The 23,129-nt window shown below is 54.7% G+C and carries 18 protein-coding genes; 8 read left to right on the plus strand and 10 right to left on the minus strand.

Going from position 1 to position 23,129, the window contains the following annotated elements:
- Positions 1 to 24 precede the first annotated feature (24 nt).
- The 4 genes from BLQ12_RS15970 (at position 25) to BLQ12_RS15985 (ending at position 4,013) form a co-directional block, all read left to right on the plus strand.
- Positions 25 to 1,110: a protease inhibitor I42 family protein gene (locus tag BLQ12_RS15970; RefSeq protein ID WP_092211845.1), complete on the plus strand. Its 1,086-nt coding sequence runs from the start codon at positions 25 to 27 to the stop codon at positions 1,108 to 1,110.
- Between the two features lie 80 nt (positions 1,111 to 1,190).
- A complete protein-coding gene (locus tag BLQ12_RS15975; protein ID WP_092211847.1) occupies positions 1,191 to 2,720 on the plus strand; it encodes a radical SAM/SPASM domain-containing protein in 1,530 nt (509 codons plus the stop codon).
- A 641-nt stretch (positions 2,721 to 3,361) separates the two neighbouring features.
- Entirely contained in the window at positions 3,362 to 3,727 is a 366-nt protein-coding gene (locus BLQ12_RS15980) for a hypothetical protein (RefSeq protein ID WP_139164002.1), read from the plus strand.
- Between the two features lie 49 nt (positions 3,728 to 3,776).
- Positions 3,777 to 4,013 (plus strand): hypothetical protein, encoded by a 237-nt coding sequence (locus BLQ12_RS15985; RefSeq protein WP_092211851.1) that lies wholly within the window; start codon positions 3,777 to 3,779, stop codon positions 4,011 to 4,013.
- Between the two features lie 14 nt (positions 4,014 to 4,027).
- Here the strand turns inward: BLQ12_RS15985 and BLQ12_RS15990 are convergent, their stop codons facing one another.
- Both BLQ12_RS15990 and BLQ12_RS15995 read right to left on the minus strand, forming a co-directional pair.
- A complete protein-coding gene (locus tag BLQ12_RS15990; protein ID WP_092211853.1) occupies positions 4,028 to 8,497 on the minus strand; it encodes a DUF3859 domain-containing protein in 4,470 nt (1,489 codons plus the stop codon).
- Positions 8,498 to 8,805: 308 nt separating this feature from the next.
- Positions 8,806 to 9,780: an NAD-dependent epimerase/dehydratase family protein gene (locus BLQ12_RS15995; protein ID WP_092211855.1), complete on the minus strand. Its 975-nt coding sequence runs from the start codon at positions 9,778 to 9,780 to the stop codon at positions 8,806 to 8,808.
- A gap of 245 nt (positions 9,781 to 10,025) precedes the next feature.
- On the opposite strand from BLQ12_RS15995, the gene BLQ12_RS16000 reads away from it, so the two are divergent.
- Positions 10,026 to 10,388 carry a CGGC domain-containing protein gene (locus BLQ12_RS16000; RefSeq protein ID WP_092211857.1) on the plus strand — a complete coding sequence of 121 codons (363 nt, stop codon included), beginning with the start codon at positions 10,026 to 10,028 and terminating at the stop codon, positions 10,386 to 10,388.
- Between the two features lie 94 nt (positions 10,389 to 10,482).
- Here the strand turns inward: BLQ12_RS16000 and BLQ12_RS16005 are convergent, their stop codons facing one another.
- The 3 genes from BLQ12_RS16005 to creB all read right to left on the minus strand — a co-directional run bounded on the left by BLQ12_RS16005 (position 10,483) and on the right by creB (position 13,139).
- Positions 10,483 to 10,698 (minus strand): hypothetical protein, encoded by a 216-nt coding sequence (locus BLQ12_RS16005; protein ID WP_092211859.1) that lies wholly within the window; start codon positions 10,696 to 10,698, stop codon positions 10,483 to 10,485.
- 324 nt (positions 10,699 to 11,022) lie between these two features.
- Positions 11,023 to 12,453: a two-component system sensor histidine kinase CreC gene (creC, locus tag BLQ12_RS16010; RefSeq protein ID WP_092211861.1), complete on the minus strand. Its 1,431-nt coding sequence runs from the start codon at positions 12,451 to 12,453 to the stop codon at positions 11,023 to 11,025.
- Positions 12,450 to 13,139 carry a two-component system response regulator CreB gene (gene creB, locus BLQ12_RS16015; RefSeq protein ID WP_092211863.1) on the minus strand — a complete coding sequence of 230 codons (690 nt, stop codon included), beginning with the start codon at positions 13,137 to 13,139 and terminating at the stop codon, positions 12,450 to 12,452. The genes creC and creB overlap by 4 nt, the downstream gene beginning before the upstream one ends.
- Positions 13,140 to 13,338: 199 nt before the next feature.
- Here creB and creD point away from each other — a divergent pair, with 199 nt between their 5' ends.
- The gene (gene creD, locus BLQ12_RS16020; protein ID WP_092211865.1) at positions 13,339 to 14,679 is read left to right on the plus strand and encodes a cell envelope integrity protein CreD; all 1,341 of its coding nucleotides are present in this window, start codon (positions 13,339 to 13,341) and stop codon (positions 14,677 to 14,679) included.
- 138 nt (positions 14,680 to 14,817) lie between these two features.
- Here the strand turns inward: creD and BLQ12_RS16025 are convergent, their stop codons facing one another.
- Positions 14,818 to 15,561, minus strand: a complete 744-nt coding sequence (locus tag BLQ12_RS16025) for a Tim44 domain-containing protein (RefSeq protein WP_092211867.1) — start codon at positions 15,559 to 15,561, stop codon at positions 14,818 to 14,820.
- A 517-nt stretch (positions 15,562 to 16,078) separates the two neighbouring features.
- Here BLQ12_RS16025 and hflX point away from each other — a divergent pair.
- Entirely contained in the window at positions 16,079 to 17,440 is a 1,362-nt protein-coding gene (gene hflX, locus BLQ12_RS16030; protein WP_217640330.1) for a GTPase HflX, read from the plus strand.
- A gap of 146 nt (positions 17,441 to 17,586) precedes the next feature.
- On the opposite strand, the gene BLQ12_RS16035 is transcribed toward hflX, so the two are convergent.
- The 4 genes from BLQ12_RS16035 to bla all read right to left on the minus strand — a co-directional run bounded on the left by BLQ12_RS16035 (position 17,587) and on the right by bla (position 21,424).
- Entirely contained in the window at positions 17,587 to 18,627 is a 1,041-nt protein-coding gene (locus BLQ12_RS16035) for a mechanosensitive ion channel domain-containing protein (protein WP_092211871.1), read from the minus strand.
- Between the two features lie 21 nt (positions 18,628 to 18,648).
- Entirely contained in the window at positions 18,649 to 19,428 is a 780-nt protein-coding gene (locus tag BLQ12_RS16040; RefSeq protein ID WP_139164003.1) for a bestrophin-like domain, read from the minus strand.
- 479 nt (positions 19,429 to 19,907) lie between these two features.
- Positions 19,908 to 20,432 (minus strand): HD domain-containing protein, encoded by a 525-nt coding sequence (locus tag BLQ12_RS16045; RefSeq protein WP_217640331.1) that lies wholly within the window; start codon positions 20,430 to 20,432, stop codon positions 19,908 to 19,910.
- 143 nt (positions 20,433 to 20,575) lie between these two features.
- A complete protein-coding gene (gene bla, locus BLQ12_RS16050; protein WP_092212104.1) occupies positions 20,576 to 21,424 on the minus strand; it encodes a class A beta-lactamase in 849 nt (282 codons plus the stop codon).
- A gap of 452 nt (positions 21,425 to 21,876) precedes the next feature.
- Between bla and BLQ12_RS16055 the strand changes: the two genes are divergently transcribed.
- A complete protein-coding gene (locus BLQ12_RS16055; RefSeq protein ID WP_092211875.1) occupies positions 21,877 to 23,055 on the plus strand; it encodes a lysozyme inhibitor LprI family protein in 1,179 nt (392 codons plus the stop codon).
- Positions 23,056 to 23,129 lie beyond the last annotated feature (74 nt).

A 23,129-nucleotide genomic window follows, 5' to 3' on the forward strand; every position in this document is an offset into this window, starting at 1 on the left:
CCCAATGAACAAAGGAGAACTGTCATGTCGCAAGCAAAGAGCGTCACGGCCATCGTGGGGCAACCGCTCCAGATTGTCCTGCAGTCCAACGTGGGATCCACCGGGTATGGGTGGTATCTCTCCTCCTTGGACGGCGGAATCGCACTTTTTGGCTCCTGCGTAACACCCGCCTCCTCCGCCTATGGCGGCCCTTCCAACCATGCCTTTGATTTCCTGGCGTTGAAAGAGGGAACCTACAAAGTAGAATTTATCCTTATTGCCCCGTGGCGGCTTGATGAGCCGGCCCAGACCGAAACCTATGAAATTGAGATCAAGGCTCCGTCCAAAACCGCGGCCGACGATATTGAAGAGGCCATGCAATCCCAGCGTTTCACCAGCGCCGATGCCGTGAGCCCGGAGTCCGGGCCCTCCATGGTGCTGAAGTATGCCACCCCCATGGCCTCACCTGTCCTGAAATACGCCGCTCCCATGGCTGGAATGGATGCTTCGGCCACCATGCTTGCCTATGCGGCGCCCATGGCAACCGCCGGACAGGCCGCCTGCGCATCCTGCGGCCCGGTCATTCTCTATGCGGCCCCCATGGCTCAGGCCAACACCATGGCCCAGCCCATGCCCGTGTATGCCGCACCCCTGGGTGCCTGCACTACGGATCCGTGCACGGCAGCTGCCTCCGTGAGCATGCTCTACCAGGCCCCCATGATGCAGGCCAATGCCATGGCTCAGCCCATGCCCATGTACGCGGCACCCCTCGGGGCCTGCACCACGGATCCGTGCACGGCCGCCGCCTCCGCGAACATGCTCTATCAGGCTCCCATGATGCAGGGCAACGCCATGGCTCAGCCGGTCTATGCGGCGCCCATGCCGCAACCCATGCCCATGTATGCGGCCCCGGCCACCTGTCAAACCGCGGATCCCAGAATGGGTCTGCCGCCCTTTACCATCCTCTATGCCGCCCCCATGACCCGCAGTGGTGCCTCGGCCCAGCCCCTGTACGCCGCACCGTCCTTCACGCCGGTGCAGGCCCTGTACGCTGCGCCCATGGCACAGGCATCCTTTGCAATGCCCCCTTACGCCGCACCCTGTAATCCCGCCACAGGCTGCTGCTGTTAACGGATTCGTCCTGCAGCCACCGGGACAACGCGGTGGCTGCAGTCCTTGACCCGGAACCCACATACGAAAAGGATCGGAGCATGGATTATTTGCCTGTTACCGCTGTCTGGGAAATTACCATGGGGTGCAACATGCGATGCGACCACTGCGGGTCGTCCTGTGCGGAGCCTCTGCCGGATGAGTTGACCACGGAAGAGGCCCTGGACCTCTGTGATGACTTGAAGAGGGTGGGACTCAAGTGGATTACCCTCTCCGGGGGGGAGCCCCTGACCCGAACGGATTGGCCGAAGCTCGCCGGTCGACTCACCGCCAACGGCATCAAGCCAAACATCATCACCAACGGCTGGCTGGTTAACGAGGAGATGGTGAAGACGGCCCAGGCCAACGGGGTGGAGACCATTTCCATCTCCCTGGACGGCAACCGTGAGACCCACGACGCCATTCGGAAAAAAGGGGCTTTTGACAAGGTGATCAGCGCCTTTCAGGTCCTCAACGCCTGCAACCATGTGAGCGCTTCCAACACCACGGTGACCAAGCACAACCTCCACCAGCTCGACGAGATAAAAGAAATCCTCCTTGAAAACAACGTGGACCTCTGGCAGATCCAGATCGGCCTGCCCATGGGCAACATAGCCGAAGATCGGGAGTCTGTGGTGGATCCCTCGGTCATCGAATACCTCATCGACTACTCCCATCAGGTTACGATGGAAGGGCGCATCAAGGTGTTCCCCGCTGATTGCCTGGGGTACTACACGGAGAAAGAGAGCATCGTCCGTCAGATCAGCATGAATGTCCCCACGGCGGTGCTGTGGCAGGGGTGCAACGCGGGCAAGCGAAGTTTCGGCATCCTCCATAACGGGGATATCCTGGGGTGCACGTCCATCCGAGACGCCTCCATGATCGAGGGAAACATCAGGGAGCGCCCGCTGACAGAGATCTGGAACGATCCCGATGCGTTCAACTGGTCCCGCAGCCTCAAGAAATCGGACCTCAGCGGCCTCTGCGGAGAGTGCGCCTATGGCGATGCCTGCCTGGGGGGCTGTCCCAACACCCGATTGACCTTGAACGGGTCCATCCATGCGGAGAACCAGTACTGCGTCTACCACACCACCATGGAGGTCACCCGGGAAAAACTGGCGGTATATACCGACACGGAAGAGCTAATGGAGACGGCCTGGGCGTATGCCAATCAGCAGAAATGGCAGCTCGCCTCCCTGACCCTGAAGCGCGTCCTGGAGCTTGCTCCCCAGCGGCTGGATGCCCTGGAGCTGTTCGGCTTTGTCAGTTACAACCTGAGCAACTTTACCCAGGCCAAGGAGGCCAACGAAGAGGTCCTTAAAATGGACCCGGAGAACCCGTACGCCTTGAAAGGTTTAGGGCTGAGCCTTCACCGGCTCAATCGGACGGAGGAAGGCATCGCAAGCCTTCTCAAGGCCACCGAGGCGGCCACGCCCCGGCACATGGATTCCTTTTATGACCTCTCTATCGTGTACTCGGAACTCAACCAGCCGGACAAGGCCCGGGAGATACTGGAGCAGGGCGAAAAGAGGTTTCCTGGCTACATCGGGCGCTACACCGGTGTGCCTTCAAGTTATTACTCGGCGGTTTGACCAAGACAAAAAGACGGTCAACCAAAGCCTGCGGCAGCAGTTTGTGCCGCAGGCTTTTTTTTTGCCTGGCCCCTCGGGTGACCGTTAAAGCGCAGCGGAAACCCGCTTTCAAGGTGGCTCACCCTGCCGCCGGAGGCCACTCGGTTAAAGGTGCCTCCGGCGGCCCTGCCGGGGGACAAATTTTTGAAAAATTAGATAAACAGATTCGGTTTAATCTGAATCAATAGCGAGTGCGATTTTCCCTGAGGAACGAAGGGGAAAACGCATTCGTTACCTGCTTTCGAGGTGGCACACCCCGCCGCCGGAGGCCTTCTTCCATGCACTTTCACCATAGAAGGTGTGCTTTTCTATGTATTTTGATCATGAGAGGTATTGGATTTGTGCTGTTTGATTCCGGTGAAGGAACCTTTTAGAGGTATTTTGTAACGCCTTATGTTTATGGGCTTGTTTTGCGGAGATTGTGTTGTAATTTTACTCTTAAAAGAGTAATCACTGGCTTGGATGTCTTGTTTTTGGCTCGAAGCCCCGGGCCGACCACGAATGTCTCCTGGTACACCGGGCTTTTGGCTGCAGGGGGATGCGAAGTATTGGGCTTCTTTGCTTGGTGTCCCGGAAATGAATGACGTTGATTGACGGAGGACATGATGGACGAACAACAGACAGAGACCACCCAGACTGAACCGATGGATCAGAAGCAGGCCATGGAGGCCATTAAGACGTTCAACCCCCTGACGTTTGCGGGTGTTGGTCTGATCCTTCTTTTTGTTATTCTTTGCTTTATCGGAGGTCTCTCCATCCGCTGGTGGCTGATGGTCCCCGTGGCCGTAGCGGGCGTGGCCCTGTTGATGAAGCAGAAAACCGAGAGCACCGGCTTGGAATTGCAGGTCTGTACCTATGGTATCTGGGCCATGGTGGCAGTGTTTTTGCTGCGGGATATCATGATGGCCCATCAGGTGGCCACTGTGGTGGACGGTTTCAGCGACGTCATGAATAATTTTAATTTTTAAGTCATAGCAACGCGCGATTTTATGTTCGCCGTGCACCATGGGAAGCCCCATGGGCACGGCGTTTTTTGTTTTGGTGGGAAAAGTTCCGGACCCTGGCAATCAATCAGGGCCCGGTGGACTCAGAAACAGTGAAACAGGAAACAGGGGACAGGAAACAGGGGACAGGCTCTTTATGCTGGGCACCCCATGGGGCCTCTTTTTAGCGGCTGAACAGTTACAACAAGCTTTCAAAAAGCCTGCGGCATGGTTTGTGCCGCAGGCTTTTTTATGCACTTTGCCCAGGTAAGGCATCACCATAATTTAGTCATCAAAAGCAAAGGCCAAGGTGGCCAACTCCCCTGAGACATTGTACCCGCCGTGGCAGGTGACGCGTGAGGTGCCTGCCTTCAACACCAAGGCGTTGTGGGCCTTGTCCGGGTCGGGCTGCATGAGGGGGCCTGGGGCTTCCCCGAAGGAGACCTGTTTTGCCATGCACAGGTCGTGGGTTTTCCGGTCCATGATGCAGAGGGTTCCCGAGGTGATGCAGACATCGGGGCAGTTTCCTGTCTTTCCATGGGAAAAAGGCGCGGGGTGCCAGCTGGCAACGGCGTCGTTGCTGTACCTGATTTCGCCAAAGGCCATCTTTCGGGTCTCTTTTTGAAGGTGGAGACGGACCGAGGGGGTGCCGTTGGGCAGGGGGTGAACCAGGCTGATGGCCTTGTGCGGATGGCTTGCATCGCAGACCACGAGCTCTCCTGAAATAAGGTGGAGGGCTCCCGGGGCCTGGATTTCCTCGATCCCAGGGGCGGCGGCCCCTTCCCGGATAATGCGCTCCAGTCCGGGAGGCGCGGCGGCAGGGGCCACCACCCGGAAGGTTTGCGCGAGCAGGGTCTGGGAGTTGTCCGTGTCCCGGATTTCGATGGTCCACATGCCCGGAACGCATTCGGCTGCCGTCTCAAAGGTCCAGCCAGCGAAGATGCGTCCCTGGCCCACACCGTTTTGAGCCCATTCGGTGCTGGTGACGGCTCCCTGTTCACCCGAAAGGGCGGGGTGGAGAATCCGCACGCGATGGGACAGCACCTCGGGGGCGTCCGCGTCGTTGCAGGTGAACCGGATACCGAAGCTGGTACCGACCTGGGCCGGGATCAGGAGGGTCTCCTCCAGGATCCGTGGGTTGTGGGCCATGACCGAGGCACCCGGTGCAGGCGTTTCGTCGCAGGCGTCAGGCTCCAGGGCGTAAGGCCCGAAGTCCACAAGGGTCAGCCTGGGAAGGGCTTGTGCCTCGGGGGCGGCTTTTTTCGCTCGGGCCACCAGGTCACGGATTTGCCTTGAACCGTCGTCTTTAAAGGCCAGGAGAAGGGTCAGGGCCGAGGGCTCTTCGTCGATCAGCTCAAGGGCCTCAAGGCGTTTTTGGGGCTTGAGGCCTGCAAGGCAGGGGACGAGATCCGCTTCCTTTGCCAGTTCCAAGAGGGCCTTTGCCTCCCTGCAGTCCAGGATAAAGGAAAAGAGGCAATGTACAGGGGGATTCACCTGCTTGACGTAGGCGATATACGCGCCAAAGGATCCCTGGAACTCTTCCCAACCCGCTTCAAGGCCTTCGGGGCTTGCCGCTGCCAGGAAGGTGAGGGCGCGGAGGCGCGTGGCTTCGTCTATGGTCCAGATGAAGTCTTTTATCCTGCAGTCGTAGTAACTCTCCATCTCGAAGGAGAGCTTTTCAATGGCGTGGGCGGCGATGGGGGCCACCTCGTCAAAGGGCTTTTCTCCACGGACATAGGCCAGGGCATCGTCGGCCATGGCGGCTTTGAAGGAATCCCGGGTCATTTCCTGGTGCAGGCTCTCAATCAGCTCAGGGGGGCAGGAGGCCGAGACCACCGCCACACGGGTGCTGTACAGGAAGGAGCCGTACCCCTGGGCCATCTCCCTGAAGAGGATGGGCACTATCCAGGGGCGGAGAAGGGGGACGTATCCGGTGTCGGTTTCCTGGAGGAGAAGCCATCGGTAGCCGTTGTCCCCCGGGTTGGCGGCCTCTTCCAACTCGGCCTGCTCCAGGGCTTCGGCCTCGGAGGGGACAGGACTCACCTTCCCAAGGATGGGGGCGCTGGCTGTGGGGTCTGCCACTGACAGGATGGCGCCATGGCTTCGGGCGCGGCTGACAAAGACGCTTTCCGGGCAGGTCAGGCTTGAGTTGAGCACGGTGGTGAGGGTGTCGAAAAAGAGTTGCCGGCCCAGGTCGAACCCGAAGTCGGGAAAGGCTTCCTGGGTGTCTTTGAAAAAATGGAGCTGTGTGGACTTGGGCAGAAGCCCGAGCCCGTCCCTGAGGTCCCGCTTGTTGTTGGCGTGGATTTTTCCGAAGAAGCTGCGGTCTTCCTCTGTCTCCCCTTCGGTGAACATCTCCATGAGGCTGTGGTAAAGGGAGGCCTTGTCCTCGTTGTTCTGGCACCGCTCCACCTTCCATGCCCAGATACCGGGTTTTGGAAATTTGAGCCTCTCCAGGTTGTCCTCAAAGGTGATTTCGTCCGTGACGGTGTCCATGAACTCATCGCGGTAGGAGGCCCGGTGGATGAAACTCAGGTTTCGCAGGCTCTTTACCGGGGCCAGATCAGCCATGAGCATCAGGGCGCGCGAAGCGGCTTTGCTGATGGAAAGGGGCATGAGGGCCAGGAAATAGGCCGTGATCTGGATTTTCTGGATGTGGTCGGAGACGCCAGTGAAGAGTTCATAATGGGCCTGCCTGGCATGGCTTCGGCTTTCGCGGACCCCAAGGCGGGTTTTCATGATCTCAAGGGCTTCCTCGTGGGTGAGGCGCTCCCCCTTGGGGGGCTGGAGCTGAGCCAGCTCCTCGGGGGTGAGTCCCTCTTTGCCCACCTTCATGGCTTTCATGATGAGGTCCCTTGGAGGGGCCGCAGGCTTCACCCCGCGGACGTAGGTTTTGACTCGGTTCCAGTCTGCCAGGGCTTTTTCCAGCCTTTCTGCCTCTTCCTGTGTGGGGCGCATGTGCTCGGGCCGGTTCGGGTCACGGAGCTTTTGGGCTTTTTCTGCGCAGATAAAGCTGGAGTGGTCTTCCACCTCGTCAAAGAAAAAGGGGAGGAAATGGGTCTCCACGTAGGTGACGAGGGTATCGGTGAGGGTGTCGTGGGCGTTTTCGGTGAAGTCGGTGTGAAGCGCGCACGCGGCAAGGGTCATGAGGCCTGGATCTTTGTGGGAAAAGAGATCGGCCAGGAGGGACGTGGCGTCCTCCCGGTGCTCGCGCAGCAGCCTGGTACAGGCGGTAAGGTTTTTGCCGAAGACGTTGTCGTTGTCTCCGGTGAAGGTGCTGAGGTTCTGCTTGAAAGCCTGGCGCCAGTCTGAGCCGTATCGGGTCTGGAAGTCCGCTTCGGATAGCATCTCCCATTCATCGGTGATGAAATCCACCGTGTCCATGGCAAAGGGCTGTTGACCGAAAAACCGGTGGAACACATCTAAAAATCGGAGGATGCACTGTTCTCCCCGGGCGACCTCTGAGGAGGTGAGGTCCTCGTCGCAGTGGTCGTAGACAAGGTCCCGGATGGTGGCGTGGAACTCTTCAAGGAGGCTGTCAAACCCTCCCACATGCCAGGTAAAGGTTTTCAGGATTTTGTGATTGCCTTTTCCGGCCAGGTCCATGGGATCGCAGGGCGCCAGGGTGTCAAGGACCTCAGGTTTATGCCCGTGCTCAACATAAGCCCAGATGGCCTCCCCGTTGTCAAAGGCCCCTTCAATGAAAGACTGCCACTGCTCCGTGGCCTCTCCACGGTAGTAATAACAGTCGTCGTCATCCTCTTCTTCGGCGGGTCGTGGAGAGACCAGGGGACGACCCAGGAATGCCTCGATCTCGTCGTGGAGTTCTGCTGCCTCGTTGTCGGCCTGGTCCCGCACCCCTTTTCGGCTGAGGATTTCAAGGTGGTCGTCTTCATCGACATACTCTTCGCCGCTGGTGAGCATGGTGATGTAAAACCCGTCAATGGGGCGCTCCACATGGTCCCGTTCATCTTCGCTGTACTGGAGGAAAGGCTGGCTGGCAAACCGTTCCTTCATGGCCTCTTTGAAGTAGGCGTGGTCGTCGGGGTGCTTGCGAAGGTGCCGCAGAAGGTCGCGCTCTTCTTCCGATGCATCGATCATCATCCCTTCGGTGTCCATGCCGTGGGAGGCAAACATCATGGTTCGTACCTCGGCGTTGTCGCAGTAACAGAAGGCCTTGATGAGGTCCCGGGTGATGCCGCACCGGCGTACGAGCATGGGGAGGTAGCCCAGAATGTAGTCGGCGTGCTCCGTGTCCCAGTAAGGGATGAAATAGGCCCCCAGGAGATAAGTGTACTCGGGGAACCTGCGTGCAATGATGTACAGGATGTCCACACCGAACACGGCGACATCGTCAATCCACATGGCCGAGGTGTCGTTCTGCTTGCGGGCGTACTCCACGATGGCCATGGCCGCGTCCAGGATTTCTGCCTTTAGCTCCGGGTGGTCACAGGCCTTGAGAAAGAGGTGGGTCTCGGAATAGAGAAACTCGTCGAGGCGGGTGCTCTCCACGGGTGCGGCCGAGCCCCTTTTGAACCGGTAGACCTCCTCGGCAAGGGAGGTGTTTTCGATGTCCGAAAGGGTTATGGCCGTCCCGGACTCGGTTTCGACATATACGTTGCAGTAGGAGAACATGTCCTCGGTAAAGGCTTCTTCAGAACGTATAAGACGACCGTATGTCTGGAGACCCGTCTTGATAGACCGGATGTCTTGGGGGTCAAAGGTTATTTTGTTTGTTGTATGAAACTGCTCCATGGAAACACTCCGCAAATGGGCTTAATTCAGATGGCATGACTGGTGGGTCATGATTGTTTTTTAATCTCGGGGTAAACGGTTTTCTTATTCTTCTTGGCAGGTGCTTTTGACCGTGGGGAAAGGGCATGTGACATGCGTCCGACAGGTATGGCTCCGGCAAAAAACGACGGACTATAGCAGAAATGAATCGGATGAGCAAAAGAGAAAGGAAGAGGGGGCTCAGGCCTGTCCATGATGCCTGAACGCATTCCATGGGCTGAGGCGAAAGGGCGGAACCCGGATATGTTATGCCTTGGGTGAACCCGTCCTCAAGCTGTCTGGGCTGCAGGTGGGGGCCCTGTCTTCAACAGCTCACGGCCCGAGTCCACGGTGGGGTGAACCAGCTCAGGGAGCAACTCGGCACGAAACCGTCGGGTGTCGCCGTGGTATCCCACCCGGCCGATGGTGATGAAGTCACGGGTCAGCGGGCTGCGGGTTCCAAAGAGCCTGGAGAACCCTTCACAGGCGGCTGCGGCGGTGTAGATCATCCAGATAGGCATCCGCCAGGGGCGATGCATGCCCCACAGGTCGCAGGATAGGTCGAGGAACGACTGCAGGGTGTCGTCCCCCTCATCGCCCACATGGTAGATGCCTTTTGCCTCCTTGTTTGTTGCCGCGGCCACGACTGCTCGACAAAAGTCTGTTCGGGAGATGAGGTGGATGGGGGTGGGGTCGCGCCATACCCCGAGAAGAGATCGTGCGGCGCACCACCGTGCCGCATCTATCATCAGGATGCCCCTGCCGTACACCATGCCCGCACGCAGGGAAATGGGTGTCTCCATTTCACGAAAGAGGTATTTCTCTTCTGCAAGGCGTGTCTGTGCGTGGACGGACTCAGGGGAGCCGTCCAGATGTCCTGTCGCGGGTGAGGCTTTTGTTGTCGGGCCTTCCACGTGGGGAAAGCTGATAAGAATCACCTTCCGGATTCCTTCGGCCTTTGCCGCGTCCACAAGATTTTTAAAGTATAGGGTGTTTGTGGTGGGCAGGAATTTTTCCGGGCCTGCCTTGAAGAGGACTCCGGCAAAGTGGACAATGGTGTCCACGCCGTGCAGGCAACCCTTCAGCGTTTCCGGCCTTGCAAGGTCCCCTTTGCGTATCTCGATTTCGGGGTTGTTGCGCAGGGCCTTGCTCACGGGGGTTCGGTGTTCCATCAAGATCAGCTTGGCGGGGGCGTTTTCGGCCACGATATGCGATGCGAGCATCCCACCCAGATTACCTGCCGCGCCGGTAATGAACAGGTTCATAGTGTTTTGACTCCTGATTAAAATAATCCCTTCCTTGCAAATCTATAGAGATATGGCTTAAGTATTATCAGCGTAGGAAATGTGGGCTGGAAAGTAAAGGTCCAGGGCTCGATGGCAAGGGTATTTTCAACCCGGCATGTGTGGCGGGGTGGGAATCCGCAGCACCAGAATGGCAGCTCACATCCACGGATTCCAGCCATTGTGTTGTGCCCGGGGCCTGATCATATCAACCTTCGGAGGAGCACATGGAAAAGATTCTGATTGTCGGTTGCAAGAAGGCCATGGATGATGTGTGTATCGGCTGTTCGCGGTGCATGGTGGGGTTCAACCGCCGTGAAGGCGAGTTTCAGCGGTATGAAGAAGACGCCGAGCTGATGGGGCTCTTGAACTGCGGGGACTGCCCCGGGGCCACCATCGTGACGCGGCTGGCCCAGGTGAACCTGTGGAACAAGCCCATGGGTGAGACCCCCACCAAGGTTCATATTGCCCCCTGTATCACCGACCACTGTCCCCACAGCGAGACCCTGATCAACAAGATCAAGGCCAAGGCCGGGGTGGAGGTGGTGGAAGGCACGCACCCCTATAAGCCCAGCGATATTTTTTCCTGATTCGGGGCCTGGTCCGGGCGTCGCCCGCAACACAGGTTTGCGGGCGATGTGTTTCGCCTTTTTTTATGGTGTGCCTCGCTTGTGCGGGGAGGCATCAGTAGTTGGCTTCGTCCATGGCATAGGACTCAAAATCCTGTTCGAGCAGGAACTTTGTGATCATATCGCTCACCGCGTCCGCAGTGTCCACGCGGTAAATTCCCCGCTCATCTTTCCCGGTTTTGCGTTTGACGTTGGCAACAATGGCCTGCAGGGTGGCTGTGGTGATGCTGACGTTGGCGTTGATTCGCAGTAAATCCTCATTGTTAGACATCTTAATTATCCTTTATTGATAATGTATAGTATTTTTTTTTATCCAACACGACCGCTTGGATAGCCTCGGCCGTTGGTTGCGAGTCTCTGCAAGAGTACTTGGAAGAGACGCCTGCCGCGTCAAACGAGTATACAGCATCCATGGGAAAAGTCATCCATCATGCAGAGCTGGGGGCAGGGCAAACGCATTGAACTGCAAGTTGCCTCCGGCGGGTCGCTTTTTGGATAAAGCACCGCAAAAACTTTTCGGGTGCATGCATTTCAGGCGAAATCAATCGAAATACGAGCACATTTGAATCCGTCGTTTTCTCATGGACTCTCCGGGTTAGGCTACAGGCACGGTCAGGGTCGCCCGGGCACCGCCACCGGTTCGGTTTTCTATCGTGATATCACCCCGGTGCAGCTCGGCGATCTCTTTGACGAAGTTCAGCCCGAGGCCGGTGCTTTTTTTGGCGTTCCCGGGGCGCTGCAGGGAGAAGAATTTTTCAAAGAGCCTGCTCTGGGCATAGTCGGGAATGCCGGGTCCCCGGTCTTCAACCGAAAAAAAGGCCAATGAACCTGTGCTGTCGGTTGCGATGCGGATGGTTTCACCGGGGGAGCTGAAATCGAGGGCATTCTGGATGAGGTTGGAGATGGCCTGCTTCAACAGAAAGATATCCCCTGTGACCGTAAGGTCCCGGTTGATTTCCTGGACGAGATGGATTCTTTTTTGGGTGACAAGGGGCAATAGCCGTTCGGTGACGCTGTCGGTCAGGCAGTGGAAGGCCACGGGCTCGACCTGCTTCAACCCCTTCATGTTTTCGATGGCTGCCAGCTCCAGCATTCTGTCAACGAGCTCCCGGATTCGCCTGGACTCATTTTGGATATTGCGGATAAAGCGCAGGCGCTGCGGTGCCGGCATCTCCTCCTCCAAAAGCTCTGCGGCCCCCTGGATTGCCGAGATGGGACTTTTGATTTCATGGGTGAGGGTCTGGACGTAGGTTTCGACGTATTGGCGTCCTTCAAGGGCCTCTTTCATGCTTTCGAAGGCCCGTCCCATTTCGCCGATTTCACTTTGGTCCAGGCTGGGCAGGGCCGCTTTTTTTCCGTTTCGGATATCCTCGGCATACCGGGTGAGCCTTTTGATGGGACGCGTGATGAAGAGGATGAGGAATAAACCTGCCACGAGGGCCACAGTCAGGGCGATGATGCTTCGTTTGATGATTTTTGATTTGGCAATAAGCAAAAAACTGTTGATGTTGGTGGTGGGCTTGCCCACGGTGAGGACCCCTTTGATCTGGTCTTCGATGAGGATGGGGGCTGCAACATACAGAACCGTCGGAGCATTCGGGTCGACGCCTTCGCGGCTTGATCGTGCGCCGTATTTTCCTTCGAGGGTCAGTGAGACATCGCGCCATTGTGAATAATCGGTACCCGCCGGCTCTTTGTCCAGGGAGTCGAAGAGAAGAATTCCCCGGTTGTCCGTGATATAGACCCGCATGTCCACGCTGGTTTTGTTCAGGTGATAAATTTTTGAGGCAAATTCCCGGGCATAGGCATGGGCAAACGCACCCCGGAGCTTGTCGGGGGCAAAAGTGCCGGTTTCCATGTCATGGGAGACAATGGCAGCCATGATTCGGGCTCCGTCCACAAGGGACTCTTCCACACCTTCCAGGTAGCGGCCCCGTATGCTGGTCAGGGTATCGTGGGTGATATAGTAAAATCCAAGGGAGAGTATCAGGAAAAAGGCGATGAGGATCCGGGCTGCAAGCTTCATGACGTCTCTTTCAGGGAGTATCCGATGCCTCGGTGTGTCCGGATGGGATCCATGTCCGGCCGTATTTTTTTGAGCTTGGCACGGATGTTTTTGATATGCACGTCCACGGTTCTGTCCATGCTCATGCCCGGCTCGTCCCAGACCCTCTCCATGAGCCTGTCCCGGGAAAAGATCTGGCCTGGCCGGGAAATAAAAAGAGACAGCATCCTGTATTCATACCTGGAGAGGTCAAGGGGGGTGGAAAAATAGCTGATCTTCAGGCGTGATTCGTCTACCTGAAAGAGCTGATCCCCCTTTATTTTCTGAGGAGGGGCGGTGGCCACGGCCGTCCTTCGCAAAATGGCCTTGACCCTTGCAGCCAGTTCCCTGGGGCTGAAGGGCTTGACCATGTAGTCATCCGCCCCAATTTCAAGCCCGACAATCCTGTCCACTTCGTGGGACCTTGCCGTCAGGAAGATGATAGGTACCGTGTGGTTTTTTCGGATGGCTTTGCACAGTTCCATTCCGTTGATATCGGGCAAGCCGATATCCAGAACGATCAGATCCACACGCCTTTCCTCAAGGAGCTTCAGGACACCCACCCCTTCGGTTTGCCACAGGGTCTCAAACCCTTCTGTGGTCAGGGCATATCGTATGTTCTCGGCAATGGCCGGTTCGTCTTCCACGATCAGGACAAGAGAATCCATAATTTATACTCTTTTCATATCCACTTCATATTGGGTTCATGTCCCCGGGCTAAAAAGGGTGTGCGTGTGATGGCCTCATTGGGGCCGGCGATTTCGGAGCTCCACCTGGGCCATGCAGACAGGCACACGCCTTCCGGCCCTGATTTTATAGCCTCGACAGTCGATCATATCAATAAAAAATCAGCAGGAGACGTGGACCATGAATGCGTTGTTTTTGAAGAAAACCGGCATTATCGCCGTGTTGGTTGTTGTGATGTTTGTGCCGCTCACCGCCATAAAATCACTTGTCACCGAGCGGAGGACGCGGGGCATGGAGGCTGCCCGCGAGGTCTCCAAAACCTGGGGCGGAGAGCAGACGGTCACCGGTCCTGTGCTGACCATTCCCTTTGTCGACCAGGAGAATGCGACCCGCTATGTCCACTTTATGCCCGAAGCACTTGAAGCCTCGGGAAAACTGGTCCCGGAAAAGAGGCGACGGGGAATTTACGAGGTGGTTGTCTATAAATCGGAAATCACGCTGAAGGGAACCTTTGCGCTTCCTTCGTTTTTTGAGAGCGAACCGGCCGTGGACAGGATCCTCTGGGACAAAGCCTTTTTAAGTGCGGGGATTTCGCAGCTCCAGGGGGTCCAGAGCAAGGCCCGGTTTCTCTGGCAGGATGAGCCGTGCCGAATTCGTCACGGAAAGACACCGGGGGCCCCAATAAATGGCCTTCACGCCTCGGTGTTGCTTGAAAACAGTGCCCTGGGGCGAGCACTTCATGCTCAGGGCTCGCCGGACGACAGTGTTCACCCCTTCTCCTTTGAGATCTACCTGCCCTTGCAGGGAGCCGGGCGGCTGAATGTCACCCCCGTGGGCAACACCAATATCGTGGATCTTAGCTCCACCTGGGAGCATCCCGGATTCCAGGGCCGATACTTTCCCACATCCAGGGAGATCAGCCCGGACGGGTTCACCGCCCACTGGGATGTGACCAATTACGACGGACTCCTTGCCCGGGCCTGGACGTCGGGCAAGGAGCATGCATTCATCTCTTCATCGACTCTGGATCCCCTTTCCTTCGGGGTGCAGCTGGTCCAGCCCGTGGATTTCTACACAAAATCCGAGCGGTCGGTGAAGTATGCCCTGGTGATCATCACCATTACTTTTTTAACGTTCTTTATTTTTGAGGTGGTGAAAAAGAGCCGTATTCACCCCATGCACTATATCCTGGTCGGTATTTCCCTTTCCCTGTTTTACCTGCTCCTGCTCTCCCTGTCCGAGCATCTTGGGTTTTCCTGTGCATATCTTATTGCCGGAGTCGCGAGCATTTCATCCATCGGGTTTTACTCTGCGGGTTTTCTCTCCGGCGCAAAGGACTCCGTCATTGTTTCCATGCTGCTGTCTGTCCTTTTCGGGGCCTTTTACGTCATCCTGCAGCTCGAAAACTTATCTCTGGTATTGGGCTCGGCTGGTCTGTTCCTGATTCTTGTCGCCATCATGGTCATCACAAGGAAAGTCGACTGGTATGAGTCCTTTGGTGGTGTCGATTCCCTGGAATAAGGCGTTTCGATCCTGCAACAAAGGAAGCGGAGAGCCGTTGGTATTGGGTGGGTTTTTTGTGTGCGGCACAGCGCCTCCCTCCAGGAGGGGGCGCCGTGGTGTATCTGCAGGGGAAAGGAAGGTAAATGGTCTGAAGGGTTAGGCCTGTTTCGGTAACTCTTCGCTGAACGAGGTGAAGCCCATTAAATCCGTGAATTCGATATTCTGGTCTATTTCATCCAGTATCCATTCATTTTTATCGTTCTTCATGAACTTCCATAACTCCTGGAAAGACTCCGCTGTATCGGATTTACCGGAAAGAATGTCTCCTGTTTCCGTATCAATGGTGTAATCGATCATGCTCCCACGGATAAAAGTCCAGAGCCGGTCCTTGGTATCGTCCTTGAAGTCCGCCACCTCCACAATTTGAGCATTGGTCAGGTTTATCTGTTCCAGGATATTTTGCCTGTTTTGGGAAAGCATCTGGTCTGTCTGGGTCTTGTGTTTGTTGTAAAGGCGTTCGCTCATGTAGGCTTTTGCAACCTCCTGGTTTCGACGTGTCCACGCTTCCTGAACCTTGAAAAAAGCCATTTCAATACGTGCTTTGGTTTTGTTCATGTCCCATGAGCTGTCCAGTGCTTCAAGCCGGGACAGAAGGGCTTTGCTCTTTGTGTTTTTTTTGGCGAGCAGGATGGTCATAACCAATGAATAGACAAAAAGAAATGGGGCCAGGAGAATGGCGATGAGTGACCCGCCAGCCCCACCCCCACTCCCACCGCCACTGAAACCGCCCCCTCCGCCTCCTCCCCCGGCCCGGGCCAGTATGCTTTCAGGCAGTAAACAAAGCAGAATGATAATAAGTGTTACAAGTCCTAAACATGTTGCGGCTTTTCTACTATTCATTGTTGTCTCCCGTCTATACTTGATGTCGGTGATACCGTGCGCCGGAACCGATTCCTAAGGTGAGCACCTCTGTGGTTTGTTGAAAACACGCATTGGGCGAATATGGTTAAGGATTAGAAATAATTTTATTTTTGTTGTGTATTTGCGAGAGGTAATGGCTTGGAACAATATAAAAAAATTAATTATATATACTATGGAGACGAATGTGCTGCAATAAAAAGCTATCTGGTTTTGGCGATGAGAGTATTTGTGGGGGGCGTATCGTGCCTGTCCCCCCTTTGGTTTTGATATTTCATTTCCGTAGAGGGCTTCATCGGGTGGGTGCCCCGTGGCACATAAAAACAGACAGGCGTTTGATCTGTTGCGTTCCTGTGACACAATGGGGTAGACCACAGCAGGAACAATGAGGATAGATCCCTTCGGACAGATAAAAACAACCTGTTAAACTGAATACGGATGGCCAGACCAAACGATGATTCATCAATCACAGCACAACGACGGAAAAAAGAGGGCGGTCTTGTTTTCAGTTCAAACCCAAGGCCTTTCCGACGACGAGAACGAGTCGTCGCTCCTTGAACTGAAGCGCCTTGTCAAAACCATGGGGCTTGAGGTCGTGGCCACGCTGACGCAGCGCCGGCCAAAGCCGAACACGGGAACCCTTGTGGGGGAAGGCAAATTGAAAGAGCTTGCCGCCTATACCGGGGGCACCGGCGTTGTCGAAGGGTTCAGTCGAAAGTCAGAGGACACGGACTGTGACGACGTGGACGAGGATGATTTCTCCGACGGCTTGGATGATCCGGATGACGGGGTCTCAAGTGGTGGCCCCATGGCACCGGACTCCGCCCATGCCGATGTTGTCATCTATGATGGCGAAATCACCACCAAGCAGCTGCAGAACCTTGAGGAGGCCACCGGGGTTGAGGTGTTGGACCGAACCGGAGTCATCCTCGAAATCTTCAGCCGCCACGCCAAAAGCCGGGAGGCCCTCATTCAGGTGGAGATTGCCAAGTTGGTTTATCTGGCGCCGAGGATACGGGCTTCGCGCATGGGGGGGGATCGTCAAGGCGGGAGCATCGGGGCCAAAGGGGCAGGGGAGACGTCCCACGAACTGGACAAGCGGCGCATCCGGGATCGCATATCCGAGCTCAGGGCACGCCTTGTCGATATTCACAAGGAGCAGGTCAGGCGGCGCAGTCGCAGGAAAGAAAATTTTCAGGTTTCCCTTGTCGGCTACACCAATGCCGGAAAGTCTTCGCTGATGCGAAAGCTCACCGGCAGCGACGTGCTGGTTGAAGATAAACTGTTTGCAACCCTTGACACCCGCGTGAAATCCATGCAGCCGGAGGCTTTTCCGCCCGTTCTCGTCTCGGATACCGTTGGGTTTATCAAGAAACTACCCCACGACCTGGTGGCCTCATTTCAATCCACCCTGGATGAGGCCCTGGCCGCATCGCTGCTTTTGTTTACCGTGGATGCCTCTGATCCCGCATTTCGGTCGCAGCTGGAGGTCACGAAATCGGTCCTGGAGGAGATCGGGGGAGAAGATATCCCGAGCCGTTTGATCCTGAACAAAAGGGACAAGCTCACAACAGAAGAGCTGGAAGCGCTGCAGGATGAATTCCCCGACGGCATTTTTATTTCTGCCCATAACCCCGAGGATGTGGCCTCGGTTCGAAAGGAAATCCTTGATTTTTTTCAGGGGAACATGGTCGAAGGCACGATGGTGATCCCTTACGCAAAAGGTCATGTTTTGGGTCAACTGAGAACCAGGGCCAGTATTATCGGTGAGTCCTACGATGAAACAGGCACGGCCGTGACCTTCAAGACCTTTCCGGAAACATTGGCCTGGTTACAGAAAAAAATGGATGAGGCAGAGTAAAATCGTTTATTTTTCCACAGGGTGTTTTTCCGAGGATTCTCGACTGTCTTGGGTTCAAAACAGCATAATATAGGAATCTTATAAAAATAAGGCCTTCCACCAGCCACGGCTGGTGGAAGGCCTTGAAAATTAGGGGAATGATCGAATCATTCGGTGTCGGCTTTGGTCTTCCGGGATGTTTCTATAAGTAGTTTCAGGCGCTTTCGATTTGTCTCAATGGCGTCTTTTTTTTTCTTTATTGCTGACTCATCCGTGGTTTTATTTAAGCTGCTCTCCAACTCCTCAATCTCTTTGAGGAACATCTGCTTTTGCCTCTCTAACTCTTCCGCTTTTTCGGCCTTGTCAAAGGCAATGTCTTCTGCCAGCGTTTTTTCCTCCTCGGGTGGGTGAACCGCGCGGGCGGGAGGGATCACACGCGTCTCATCACGAAGTTTTTTCTGGTTCATGTAGGAGGGCGACATAATCTCTATTCCGCCTGCGTGCAATGTATCCAATATGGAGCCGTACAGATTCGAACGCTCGGAAATCAGGTGTTTTGATTTTCCGAGGAAACCGGACAGGCGGTATGTAATGGAAAAATCGCCCAGCTCCAGGATATGCACGAAGGGCTCTTCAAGGTCGCATGCTTGGGCTGCCTGGGTGAGGTGGCGCTTGATTTCGAGGTGATTCACATCGTAGCCGAGGGAGAGCGTTGCAGAGATGATGGTTCCGGAGTTGCGGGTGGTCGTCACCGGGTTGTTGATGAAGTAGGTGTTGGGCAGGGCAATCAGGTCACGTGTTTCTGTCTGGATTTCCGTATCAAACAACCCCCGCTCGGAAACCCGGCCGAAATTATCTCCGACGCGGATGAAGTCACCGACCCTGAATGGCTTTGTTATGCGAAGCAGCACCCCGGCCATAAGATTGGAGGTGATGGTTGTGGAGGAAAATGCCAGGACCCCGGATATTAAAATTCCCATGAACCCTATCAACTGGTTCCGGGCGTTTTCGCTTACGGGCAAAACAAGGAGGGTGACAAGTACTCCTATGATGGCCAGGCCGAGGAGGATGAGTTGACGAGGGAACTTCAATTCATCTCCAAGGGCTGAGTGCCTGCCGATGAGGAGCCAGAAGATGGCCCACAGGGTGGCTCCAACCAGTACGACGGTCCCGACGAAAGGCATAAATTGAGCAATGGTATTGAGCATGGCTTGTACCAAGGCCTGTTTTTATTCGTGTCCCATGGTGTTTTGAAGATTGATCATTGACTGTTGCCCCACGGTTATAAGACCGGATTGAGGGCGATTGAGGTCCACGACGAGGGTCATGAGCACCGCAAAAGCAAGGGGCAAGGGGATCACTGCGACGAATCTTCGTTTACCGGTGAGGCCAACCTGAGTGCCCATGGTCAGCATGGTAAGGGCCGTGATGGCAGCCAGCGCTACCCAGACACTGTGGGGAATCCGGTTGTGGATGGCAACCGTTACCCGTTTTTCATGCATGTCGATGACGTCATTGGTGGCCTGTATCATCAGTGCGGTGTTTGTGGTGGGGTTTTCCGACGCTGCGGCTGAAACCTGAATCCATATGAGGTCATGGATTTCGACGGATTTTTCCAGCGCGACATGTATGTCTGCGCGGTTCATGGCCGCCTTCAGGCGAATGTCCACATATTCTTTTAAGAGCCGCTTCACTTCCGCTCCGTGCTGCGTATCAATCAGGTCGGATCTCAGGTATGCTGTGCCGACCGCATTGGCTTCTTCGAGAACATTCTTTTTTCTGAGGTCGTGCTGGGACAGGGCCATGGAAAAGGTGAAGGCCAGAACAAAGGCCAGCATTCCCAACAAGCCGCCAACCATGGGCCCCAAGGACGTCTCGGCATCCTTGTCCTGGCGGGCTTTCGCGCGTAAGCCGATCTGACAGCCCACTTCATAAAATCCAAGCATGAGCATAGCTGTACCAAGATAGAACCAAGTAATAGGCAAGGATTCGAAAAGACCAGAATTCATTTGGCCCTCCAATATTTTTTGTTAACACTCGCCTGAGTGAGGTTTTATTACGTGGTGTGAGGAACGAGGGCTGCTTTGAAACGCCCTTTTCCACTTTCGTGTGCTCGCCCGGTATTGGCATGGACGTGATCTTATGGGGGAACCTGAAATGAAAAACGGGAAGTTTTATGGGGTGAATCTTTATGACTTTCCAAGAGTTTATCATATATGCTGAGGATAAGACAAGGACAACGCCGCGGGGTCCTGCCCGGAGGTGATGGTAGGGGTGGCATTGCAGGCGGTGCAAGGACGCCCGGAAAAGAAGGGCTTGGAAGTCCTGGGAAATTGAATGCGTGAATGTTTGCGAAGAAACAGCAGGTTGTCATGGCTGCTTTGTTCAATGCAAGGGTGGCGTTGAGGGGGTGAAAGCATGTGCGTCTTGTTTAGCGTTTGTGCTCCGAATAACGATAGTCCAGCCCCGGCGCTGATGGCATGCCGGATTAACCGCCCTTGCTTCGACTCAAGCGATTGTCGCCATCGTTTGCGATGGCTTCAAACAGAGAGTCCAGTGCTGGAAAAACATCCCATCGATCTTTTTTAAGGCTCCCTGCGATATGATCAATAACCCGGAGTTCCAGGGAGTCGATCCGTTTGCCTTTCCACAGTGTATCAGCCACCGCAAGGATCAGTTCTTCAAGAGAGCATTCCATGTCCTGCCATCGGGCATGGGACAGGCAACATCGAGCCAACGTGGGGGAGATACCCTTTTCCAGAAGCATTTTTTCTCCCGCGGGTTCATGGTTGGACCCGGGGGCCGATATCTCATGGGGATGGACGATTTTGCCAGCATCATGAATGACTACAGCCATTTTAACAAACTCTGAATCGATGGGGACGTTCAGTTTTTCACATTGGTGCAAAAGCATCTGCGCAGCCTCACCAACCAGTCTGACATGGTTCAGCAAATGTTCAGACGCGCCCATGTCTTTTACGAGACATAACGCCTCTTTTTCTGATGCAATCACAATGATTTCCCTTTGCTTGGCAGTCTGTTTTATTCCACTTCGGACAAACGGCTGCTGGCCTTTTGAAAGGCCCGGACAAATCCATACGATGGACAGGCTCCTTATGGCGTGAAGGATAGGGAAGGGCCTGTCCGTCGGCGTTGCTACTCATACAGCTTGAAAAGCTCCCGGCCTATTTCGGCAATCGCTTTGTTTCGCTCGTCAAAAGAGGCCTTTGTCTGTGTTAAATACACACAGACGATAAATGGCGGCTGCGTTTCAGGCCAGACAACAGCCGTTATCCCCCTGGAGCCATGACCGCCGGCCCCTGATCGATCGGCAATGGTCCAGCCATCTGGAAGTACGGAACGAAGCAAGCTGCCCGAGATCTTATTGCTCCTCATCCACTGTGTGAGCTGTGTTTTTGAGGCCTTTGACAACACATCGCCAAAAAGCAGGACGTGCAGGCTGTCCGCCATCGCATTCGGTGTCGTTGTATCTCTCACGTCCCCTTCAAGGGCTTCACCCAGCTCCGGCTCCATGCGATCCAACCGGGTGACGGCATCACCAATAGAGCGCATAAATGCTGTCAACGCCGTTGGACCACCCGTTTTATCTAAAACGATATTTGCGGCCGTGTTGTCACTCATGATCATCATGGCAGCGCATGCCTGTTTCAATGAGAACGCCTGGCCTGCGTGGTGTTTGGTTACCGGTGACCATGTGATGAGTGACGTTTTCTCTATAACGACTGAATCGTCGAATGATACCTTTTTTTGTTCCACATCAAGAAGGGTTTTGGCGCAGGCCAATGTCTTAAACGTGCTCATCAGCGGAAAGCGGATGTCTCCTTTATAGCTCCATGACTCTGACGTTTCCACTTCATACAGCGAGACCCCCACACGGGCGCCTAACGCGTGCTCGATCTCTTTTATCCTGTTTTCAAGGGGGGTATAGCGTGCGCCATTGGCTGGGGCGTTTTGGGGAGCAGGGCCACCCTGTTTTGCTGCGATGCACCCGGAAAAATAGCCAATTGCCAAAAGTAAAACCGTCAGTTTTAGTAACTTCAATGATCTTTCCTTTAAGATATGTCCGTGGCGTCGGCGTGTGACTATACGGGCGCTCACGCACACTGCCGGGTGCCGAAAAAGGCAAACAGTCTGATTTCCCGCAAGGTATTGTGCCTGGTCGGCGCGGGTGTCTATTGTATGAGGTGCCGCCGGATGGTTACGCGGTAAGTCCTCTGGAAGGAACGCCTGTTGACTGAAAAAGGGTTTAGCATAAGCACTATTTTTAGACAAGAGGGGGGGCGAGAGGCTCAGGCTGAAGGTAAGGGGGTGTATTCCACTTTAAAGATAATATAGATATACTTTTTTACTTCTTTTCTATACGCTATGTCTAAAGGTGACGGGGGTTGCTTAAGTCATGAAAATGTTACGCGATATTTATCTTTAGAAAGTAGGGTATGATGAAAACACTTCGGACCGTTTTTTTTAGTGCTTTTCTTTTTCTGCCTGCCTTTGCTCTGGCAGGAAATTGTGACAACCCAACAAATGATTTTGATGGCGTCTATTGTCTCACCAAGAGTTATGTGGCCGCAGATACCCAACTCAATGAAACGTATGACCAATTGCGTTGCTTTCTGACCGAGAGGCAGAAACGAAAGCTAAAAAAAGAACAGATACAGTGGATGAAAGAGAGAAATACGGCGTGCGGCATAGTCCGTGAGGGACGTTTTTTTGTTGATCTCAATCTTGCCACACAATCAACACGATCGCGGTTGTCATACTTGAACAAAGAGCTTCAGCGATTCAAAAAAACGGGGGGAGTCAGCCTTGGCGTTCCTTCAGACGCCAGCAAACCATTGGACCCGCCTCCCTTGAATTTACCGCGGCCATACAAAGTCAGCACCTTTTCGGCCATGTATTTTAACGGGACGGACCATGTGAGCTCAGAAACGGTCCCGCGTCCTTCCATTAATTATGAGGATGACGTTTTCTGTAAAATTCCTGCCAGCAGCGTTGAAGCCGTTTGGGAGGCGAACATTGACGCCCAGGAGCCATGCAGCCTGCCCATATCGTACGCTTCGACGACACACGGAGTGGCCTCCTTTTTTTTGGATGATGTGTCCATACCCAACGGGCTGGACTCCAATGGGAGCCTTTCCATTCCCCTTGAAACCGGAACGCATCGTCTTCGAATTGAGTACAAGAACCATGGGTACAGGGCAAATTTTAGCGCAACGGTCAAGAACTATCCCGATGCACCCAGCAAAGATGACCTCCAGGTATTTTTTGAAAAAGCGTTAAGGAATTCAGCCAGGACCGTTCACATTTCGGGTGAGACCACCGACGATTTTTACAATAACGTCCGTGTATCCCTCCCTGACGAGGGCCCGGTATTTCTGTTTCTCGAGAGCCGGACATCGATCAACTGGATTTTTTATAATCAGAGCGATGTCAAGGTAAACGGTATTCTTATCTGCTGTGATTCCGGGACCTCCACAGTCACCGGGATTCGCGAAGACACGCCTATATATCACGTGGGAGCAATTGATCGATCCGTGTATCAAGGCATGCTCCCGGAAGCATTTGATTTTACGTACAAAGAAAAAAAGTTGATTCGGGCCTCATTTTCTTACTGATGTGACCGGTACCCACCGAAAGACGGTGTCTCGTGGAAATTGATGTATCATTTACGCTATAGCTGAAAGAAAAA

It is taken from the genome of Desulfoluna spongiiphila (assembly GCF_900101345.1).
Taxonomy (GTDB): Bacteria; Desulfobacterota; Desulfobacteria; order Desulfobacterales; family Desulfolunaceae; genus Desulfoluna; species Desulfoluna spongiiphila.